The organism is Tahibacter sp. (assembly GCF_035481375.1).
Lineage (GTDB): Bacteria > Pseudomonadota > Gammaproteobacteria > Xanthomonadales > Rhodanobacteraceae > Tahibacter.
This window is the reverse complement of the sequence record NZ_DATIGT010000298.1, coordinates 1-8,634: the sequence shown is the minus strand read 5'-3', so window position 1 is coordinate 8,634 and position 8,634 is coordinate 1. Positions and strand designations below refer to the sequence as shown.

Annotated in this window: 2 protein-coding genes; both read left to right on the top strand. The window is 73.2% G+C overall.

Features of this window, described 5'->3' with window-relative positions; genetic code table 11:
* On the top strand, positions 1 to 1,452 hold a 1,452-nt coding region (locus tag VLF18_RS19810; RefSeq protein ID WP_325281360.1), incomplete at its 5' end, for a non-ribosomal peptide synthetase.
* A partial coding sequence (locus VLF18_RS19805; RefSeq protein WP_325281359.1) for a non-ribosomal peptide synthetase occupies positions 1,449 to 8,634 on the top strand: 7,186 nt, incomplete at its 3' end. The genes VLF18_RS19810 and VLF18_RS19805, both read left to right, overlap by 4 nt.

The following is an 8,634-nucleotide window of genomic DNA, read 5'->3' as shown; positions in this document are numbered from 1 at the left end:
GGCGAGCCGCTGCCCGTCCTCGCACCGCTGCCGCCGCGGCACGGCAGCGAACTCGCGTACCTGATCTACACCTCGGGTTCGAGCGGCCGGCCCAAGGGCGTGGCCGTCGATCATCGCGCGCTGCTGCAGCACTGCCGCGGCGTCGAGCAGGCTTACGCCCTGCGTGCCGACGACCGCGTACTGCACTTCGCCGCGCTCGGCTTCGACATCTCGCTCGACCAGCTGTTTCCGCCGCTGATCGCCGGCGCCTGCAGCGTCGCGCGCGAAGCCGAACTCTGGGAACCGCGCCGCTTCGCCGAAAAACTCGTCGAACTCGACATCACTGTCGCCGACCTGCCGTCCGCGCTGTGGCATCTGCTCGCGCGCGAGTGGAGCGGCCGCGCCGACCTGCCGGCGAACCCGCGGCTGCGTCTCGTGCTGGTCGGCGGCGAAGCGATGGCTGCCGACGCGCTGCGCGACTGGCGACACACGCCGTATGCCGGCGTGCCGCTGCTCAACGGCTACGGGCCGACCGAAACGACGATCACCGCGAGCGGCCACGACTGCGCGGCCGACGCGGACGGCACGACCGTGCCGATCGGCCGGCCGTTCGCGAACCGGCGCATGTACGTGCTCGACGAGGCGCTGCAGCCGCTGCCGGCGGGCTTGCCCGGCGAGCTGTACATCGCCGGCGAAGGGCTCGCGCGCGGCTACCGCGGCCAGCCCGCAACGACGGCCGCGGCGTTCCTGCCCGATCCGTTCGGCCCGCCCGGCGCGCGCATGTACCGCAGCGGCGACCGCGCGCGCTACCGCGACGACGGCGTGCTCGACTTCCTCGGCCGCGTCGACGCGCAGGTCAAATTGCGCGGCCATCGCCTCGAACTCGGCGAAGTCGAAGCCGCGCTGTGCCGCTTGCCGGGCGTGCGCGAGGCCGCGGCCGGCGTGCGCACGGTCGGTGCGGCCGGCGAGCAGCTCGTCGCCTGGCTCGTCGCCGAATCCGGCACGACGATCGATGCCGACGCACTGCGCGCGAGGCTCGTCGCGAGCCTGCCCGCGCACGCGGTGCCGGCGCAGTTCGTCGTGCTCGACTTGCTGCCGCTGCACAACGGCAAGATCCACCGGCGCGCACTCTCGGCGCCGTCGTTCGCCGACGAGGCGTTCCATCGCCCGCCCGCCACGCCGACCGAAACCTGGCTCGCAGCGCTCTGGACCGAATTGCTCGGGCAGGAACGCGTCGGCATCGACAGCGATTTCTTCGTGCTCGGCGGCAACTCGCTGCTTGCCATGCGCCTGCTTGCGCGCGTGCGCGACCGCTGCGGCGTCGCATTGCCGGTGCGGCAGGTATTCGAGACGCCGACGATTGCCGCGCTCGCGACCTGCATCGACATCGTCGTCTGCGCCCGGCGCGAAGCCGCCGCCATCCAGCAGGCCGCGCATGCCGTCGACGACGCGCGCGAAGAGATCGAGCTGTGAGCGCGCTCGACCTGCTGCGCCGCCTCAACGACAGCGACGTGCGCCTGTCGGTGCAGGACGGCCGCCTGCGCGTCAACGCCGGACGCGGCGTGCTCGACGAACCACTGCTTGCCGAGCTGCGTGCGCATCGCGACGCGCTGATCGCGCTGCTCGCCGCGGATGGCGAATCCCCGCCGTCGTTTCCGCGCATCGCGCGCACGCCGGCCATGCCCTGCGCGCCGGCGCAGCGCCCGCTGTGGCTGCAGCAGCAGCTCGCCGGCGCGACGGCCGCCTACAACCTGCCGGTCGCGCTGCGCCTGCGCGGCGCGCTCGACGTCGCCGCGCTGCGCGAAAGCCTCGCGGCGATCGTGCAGCGCCACGAAAGCCTGCGCACGACCTTCGTCGCCGTCGACGGCGAGCCCTGCCAGCGCATCGCCGACAGGCACGACGTCGCGTTGCCGGTCGACGATGTCGATCCCGCGTCGCTGGCTGCGCATCTCGCCGCACAGGGCAGCCGCGTGTTCGACCTCGCCAACGGTCCGCTGTTCGAAGCGCGCCTGCTGCGGCTCGCGGCCGACGAGCACGTGCTGCTGCTCGACATGCATCACCTCGTGTCCGACGGCTGGTCGCTCGGCGTGCTCATGAGCGAACTCGGCCAGGGCTATGCGGCGCGGCGCGACGGCCGTGCGATCGCCGCGGCGCCGCTCGCGCTGCAGTACGCCGACTACGCGGCGTGGCAGCACGCGCGCAGCGGCGGGCCGGAACAGACCGCGCTCGTCGGCTACTGGCGGCGCGCGCTCGACGGCGCGCCGGGCCTGCTCGCGCTGCCGTGCGACCGGCTGCGTCCGGCGCGCCAGTCCTTGCGCGGTGCGGCCGAGCCGCTCGCCGTGCCGGCCGATCTCGTGCGCCGCCTGTCGGAGCTCGCGCGCCGCGAGAACGCGAGCCTGTACATGCTGCTGCTCGCCGCGTTCCAGCTGCTGCTCGCGCGGCTGTCGGCGCAGGACGACATCGTCGTCGGCACGCCGGTCGCGAATCGCCCGCATGCCGCGCTCGAAACGCTGATCGGCTATTTCGTCAACACGGTTCCGCTGCGCATCCGCATCGATGCGCAGACGCCGTTCCGCGCGCTGCTGGGCAGCGTGCGCGACACCGCGCTCGCGGCGTTCGCCCATCAGGAACTGCCGTACGACCAGATCGTCGAGGCGGCGAACCCGGCGCGCAGCACCGCGCATGCGCCGCTGTTCCAGGTCATGTTCGCGCTGCAGAACGCGCCGGCCGAACTGCCGCCGCTGCCCGGCATCGATGCGAGCCTCGTCGCCGCGCCGCGGCGGCATGCGAAGTTCGACCTGTCGCTGAGTCTCGAACAGACCGAGGCCGGTCTCGCCGGCGAACTGGACTACGCGACCGACCTGTTCGACGCGGCGACGATCCGCGCATGGCTCGGCGACTACGGAACGCTGCTCGACGACATCGCCGCGCGGCCCGATGCGGCCGTCGCGGACCTCGGTCACGGCGACGCCGACGAACGCGCGCGCCGCGTCGCGCGATCGTGCGGCGAACCGGTCGCATCTGACCCGTACGAATTCGCGCCGCTTGCAGTCGCCCGGCAGGCACGCGAACGGCCGCACGCGCCCGCCGTCGATGCGCCGGATGCCCGGCTCGACTACGCAACGCTGGCCGCGCGCGCCGGACGGCTCGCCGAGCAGCTGCGCGCACGCGGCATCGGTGCCGAAAGCCGCGTCGGCATCTGCCTGCCGCGCTCGGCCGACTTCGCCGTCGCCGCACTCGCGGTCTGGAACGCGGGCGCTGCTTTCGTCGCGCTCGATACGCACTACCCGCCGGCGCGCCTGCGCTACGTGGCCGCCGACGCGGATCTCGCCGGCGTGCTCGTCAACGCGGCGACGCAGACGCTCGGCGAATCGCTGCAGCGGCCGTTGCTGCGCGTCGACGAACTGTGCCAACTGTCCGAGCTTCCGGCGGCGGTACCGGAGCCGCGTCTGCATCCCGTGCAGCTCGCCTACATCGTCTACACCTCGGGATCGACCGGCGAACCCAAGGGCGCGATGGTCGGCCACGGCGCGCTGCACAACATGCTGCTGTGGTACCGGGGCATGACCGGCATCGCGGCGTCGGATCGCTCCAGCCTGCTCGCGCAGCTCGGCTTCGACGGCAGCCTCATGGATATCTGGGGCTGCCTCACGGCCGGCGCCTGCCTGTGCATTCCCGACGAGGCCGCGCGCGAGCGGCCGCCGCGGCTTGCTGCGTGGCTGCAGTCGCAGCGCATCAGCATCGCCTACGTGCCGACGCCGCTGGCCGAGGCCTTGCTCGCGCCCGGCATCGAAACGCCGACGCACTTGCGTCAACTGCTGACCGGCGGCGAACAGCTCAAGCGGCGTGCGCCGGCCGACGCCGGCTTCGTGCTGCAGAACGCCTACGGGCCCAGCGAAGCGGCCGTCGTCACGCTGGCCGGCGCGGTCGCGCCGGCCCCGGCACCGATCACGATCGGCCGGCCGATCGCGAACACGCGCGCCTACGTGCTCGATGCGAAGCTGCGCCCCGTCGCCGACGGCGTCGCCGGCGAGCTGTTTCTCGCCGGGCCCAGCGTCGGCCGCGGCTACTGCGGCCGGGCCGCGCTGACGGCGGAACGCTTCCTGCCCGATCCGTTCGCCGTGGACGCGGGCGCGCGCATGTACCGCACCGGCGACCGCGTGCGCCGTCTCGCGAGCGGCGACTACGAATTCCTCGGCCGCGTCGACCGCCAGATCAAGCTGCGCGGCTTCCGCATCGAACCCGGCGAGATCGAGGCCGCGCTGTGCCGCATCGACGGCGTGCGCGCGGCCGCCGTCGAGCTGCGCGAGACGCCGAACGGCGACGCCGCGCTCGTGGCTTATGTCGTAGCGGCGTCCGGCGACGTCAGGACCGACGCATTGCGCGACGCGCTGCGCCGGACCCTGCCGCCGTTCCAGCTGCCCTCGGCCTGGGTGCGGCTCGACGCGCTGCCGCTCGCGCCAGGGGGCAAGGTCGACCGGCGCGCGTTGCCCCCACCGGTCTGGACCGCCGACGAGCGCCCGAACGTCGCGCCGCGCGATGCGCTCGAGCGCGACATCGCCGCGCTCTACGCCGAGGTGCTCGGTGTCGATCGGGTTGGCGCGCACGACGACTTCTTCGCGCTCGGCGGGCATTCGCTCGCGGCGATGCGCCTGCTCGCGCGCGTGCAGGCGCAGTTCGGCGTCGAGCTGCCGCTGTCGGCGATCTTCGAAGCGCCCGGCGTCGCCGCGCTCGCCGACATGCTGCGTCCGCTGCGTGCCGGCGGCGCGCCGGCCGACACGATTCCCGCGGTCGCGCGCGACGCGGCGCTGCCGCTGTCGTTCGCGCAGCAGCGCCTGTGGTTTCTCGCGCAGCTCGAACCGGGCAGCACGGCCTATCACATGCCGCTCGTCGTGCGCCTGCGCGGCGCGCTCGACACCGCCGCGCTGACGGCGGCGTTCGACGTCGTCGCGCAGCGCCACGAAAGCCTGCGCACGCGCTTCGTCGAACGCGACGGCGTCGCGATGCAATGCTTCGACCGCCCGCTCGCTCCGCTCGCCGCCGATGCCATCGCAGCGAATGCGCTCGACGCGACCGTTGCCGCGTTCCTCGCGCAGCCGTTCGATCTGCATACCGACGCACTGCTGCGTGCGCGCCTGCTGCGCATCGACGACGGCAGCCATGTGCTGGCCGTCGTCGTGCATCACATCATTGCCGACGGCGCGTCGATCGCACTGTTCGCGCGCGAACTCGCCCAGGCCTATCGCGCGCGCGCGACCGGCTCCGCGCCCGCGCTGCCGCCGCTGCCGCTGCACTACGGCGACTACGCCGCGTGGCAGCACGCACGCGCCGGCGACGCCGCGGCGCACGATCAACTGGCCTGGTGGACGCATCAGCTCGCCGACGCGCCCGCCGCGCTCGATCTGCCGCTCGACCGGCCGCGTCGCGACGCGGCGCCGGCCGTCGCGGCCGTCATCACGCGGTCGCTCGACGCGGTGCTCGTGGTGCGCCTGCGCGCGCTGGCGCAGCAGCACGGCGCGACCGTCTTCATGACCCTGCTCGCCGCGTTCAAACTGCAGCTCGCGCGACTCAGCGGTCAGGCCGACGTCTGTGTCGGCACGCCGATGTCCGAGCGTCGCCGCGCCGGGCTCGAACACGTATTCGGCCTGTTCCTCGGCACGCTCGCGCTGCGCACGCGGCTGCCGGACGACGCGACGTTCGCGGGCCTGCTCGCACAGGTGCGCCGGACCGCGCTCGACGCCTACGCGCACCAGGACGTGCCGTTCGAGCGCATCGTCGATGCGCTGCGCATCGAGCGCGACCTGAGCCGCCATCCGCTGTTCCAGGTCTTCTTCAACATGCCGGGCCGCGATGCCGCGCTGTCGCTGCCGGGCATCGCGATCGAGACCGTCGCCGTGCCGCCGCAGCCGGCGAAATTCGATCTGACGCTCTACGCCTACGAACACGACGCGCGCATCGATCTGCAATTGCACTACGACGCGCGCCTGTTCGACGCGGCGCGTGCGGAAGATCTGCTCGACCAGCTATGCGGTCTGCTCGCACAGGTCGTCGCCGATCCCAGGCAGCGCGTCGCCGCGTACAGCCTCCGCACCGCGCGTGCCGCACGCGTGCTGCCCGACCCGGCGCTGCCGCTCGCGCGCGGCTGGAACGGATCGCTCGCCGAACGCTTTCGCGCCGCAGCGCTCGCGCATCCGGAACGTTGCGCGGTCAGCGACGCGCGCCGGCAGTTCACGTATCGCGAACTCGACCGCGCGAGCGACCGCGTCGGCGCGCTGCTGCGATCGCGCGGCGTCGGCGTCGGCGACGTCGTCGCGCTGCACGCGACGCGCTGCGGCGAACTCGCCGTCGCGCTGCTCGCCGTCATCAAGTGCGGTGCCGCGTTCATGATCCTCGATGCGGCCTATCCCGACGCGCGCCTGCTCGCCTGCGTCGAGGCGGCGCCGCCGGTTGCCTGGATCGCCGTCGGCGGCGCGCAGGTGCGCGACGCGCAACTGGCCGCGGCGCTGGCCGGCCTGCGCTGGCGCGGCACGCTCGCCGATGCGGAGCGCGACACGGCGGACTGGTCCGATGCCGCGTTGCCGCTGCCCGGGATCGACGCCGATTCGCTGTCGCACATCGCCTTCACGTCGGGCTCGACCGGCCGGCCCAAGGCCGTAGCCGGCCGGCACGGTCCGTTCACGCAGTTCCTGCCGTGGCTGCAGCAGCGCTTCGGCCTGACCGCCGAGGATCGCTACAGCGTGCTGTCGGGCCTGTCGCACGATCCGCTGCAGCGCGATCTGCTGCTGCCGTTGACGACCGGCGCGACCGCCTGCGTGCCGGATGCCGAACAACTCGCTCCGGGCGAACTCGCACGCTGGATGCGCGCGCAGCGCATCACCGTGGCCAACCTGACGCCGGCCATGGCCGGTATCGTCGCCGACTCCGGTGCGTCCGATGCGGTTCTGCCCGACCTGCGCCGAGCCTTCGTCGTCGGCGATGCATTCCCGCGCGCCGACGCGCAGCATTTCGCGCAGCGTTGTCCACACTGCGAAATAGTTTCCTTCTACGGAGCCACCGAAACGCAGTGGGCGCTCGGCCATCAGGTCGCAGACACCTCGCCCGAGGCGCCCGCGACGGTGCCGCTCGGCCGCGGCTTTCCGGGCGTGCAGCTGCTGCTGCTCAATGCGGCCGACCAGCCTGCCGGCATCGGCGAAGTCGCCGAGGTCTGCATCCGCAGCGCGCACATCGCGCGCGGCTATCTCGACGCCGCCGGCGGCGGCGCGGCGCGCTTCGGCGCGAATCCGGTCACCGGCGACGCGCAGGATCGCATCTATCGCACCGGCGACCTCGGCCGCTACGCGCCCGACGGCAGCGTGCACGGGCTCGGCCGCGCCGATCGGCAGGTCAGCCTGCGCGGCGTGCGCATCGAGCCCGGCGACGTCGAAGCCGCGCTGCGCCGTCTGCCGGCGGTGCGCCAGGCCAGCGTGCTGCACGTGCCCGGCGCATCCGACGCGGGCACGGCGTCGAACGCGCGGCTCGCCGGTTTCGTCGTGACCGACGACGGCGCGATCCCGTCCGATTGGCGCGCGACGTTGCGGCAGTGGCTGCCCGACGCGCTGATTCCGTCGACGCTGACTGCGCTCGGTCGACTTCCGCTGACGCCGAACGGCAAGCTCGATCGCGCCGCGCTGCTTGCGACCGAGCGCGCGCAGGCCGCGGCGCAGACCGCGCGCGTCGCGCCGTCGACGCCGACCGAGCATCGCATCGCCGCCATTTTCGGCGCCGTGCTCGGTATCGAGGCGATCGACGCCGACGCCGACTTCTTCGCGATCGGCGGCAGCTCGCTCAGCGCGATGCGCGTGATCGCGCGGCTGCGCGAATTCGCCGGTCGCGCGGTTCCTCTGCGGCAACTGTTCGATACGACGAGCGTCGCCGCGCTCGCGCGCTGGCTCGATGCGAATGCGGGTATCGACGACGCGCAGGACGTGGACACCGCTCTGCCGGCAACCCCGGCAACCGACGACGCGCCGCTGTCGCCCGCGCAGCAGCGCCTGTGGTTCCTGCAGCAGCTCGATCGCGACTCCGCCGCGTACAACATGCTGCTCGCAGTGAGACTGACGGGCAGGCTCGACATCGTCGCGCTGCAGGCGGCGTTCGCGGACCTGCAGGCGCGCCATGAAAGTCTGCGCACGGTGTTCCGCGAGCAGGACGGCCGCGTGCGCCAGCACGTGCTGCCGGCGCCGGACACGTTCGCGCTCGCGCGCGAACGCAGCGATGCCGACGCGTTCGCGGCGCGCCTGCAGGCATTCGCCGCGCAGCCGTTCGACCTGGCCGAGCCGCCGTTGCGCGCCTGTCTCTATGCACTCGCTCCGGACGAGCACGCGCTCGCGCTGTCGCTGCATCACATCGTCAGCGACGGCTGGTCGATGGGCGTGCTCGTGCGCGAACTCGCGGCCTGCTATGCGGCGCGCCGCGCCGGCCATCGCGCGACACTGCCACCGGTCGCGTGCCGTTACGTCGACTACAGCCGGCGGCTGCACGACCGACGCCGACCGGACGACCGCGAGTCCGCGTTCTGGCGCGATCACCTGCGCGACCAGCCGCCGCTGCTGCCGCTGCCGACCGACCGGCCGCGGCCGGCGCAGCAGCGCCTGTGGTTCCTGCAGCAGCTCGATC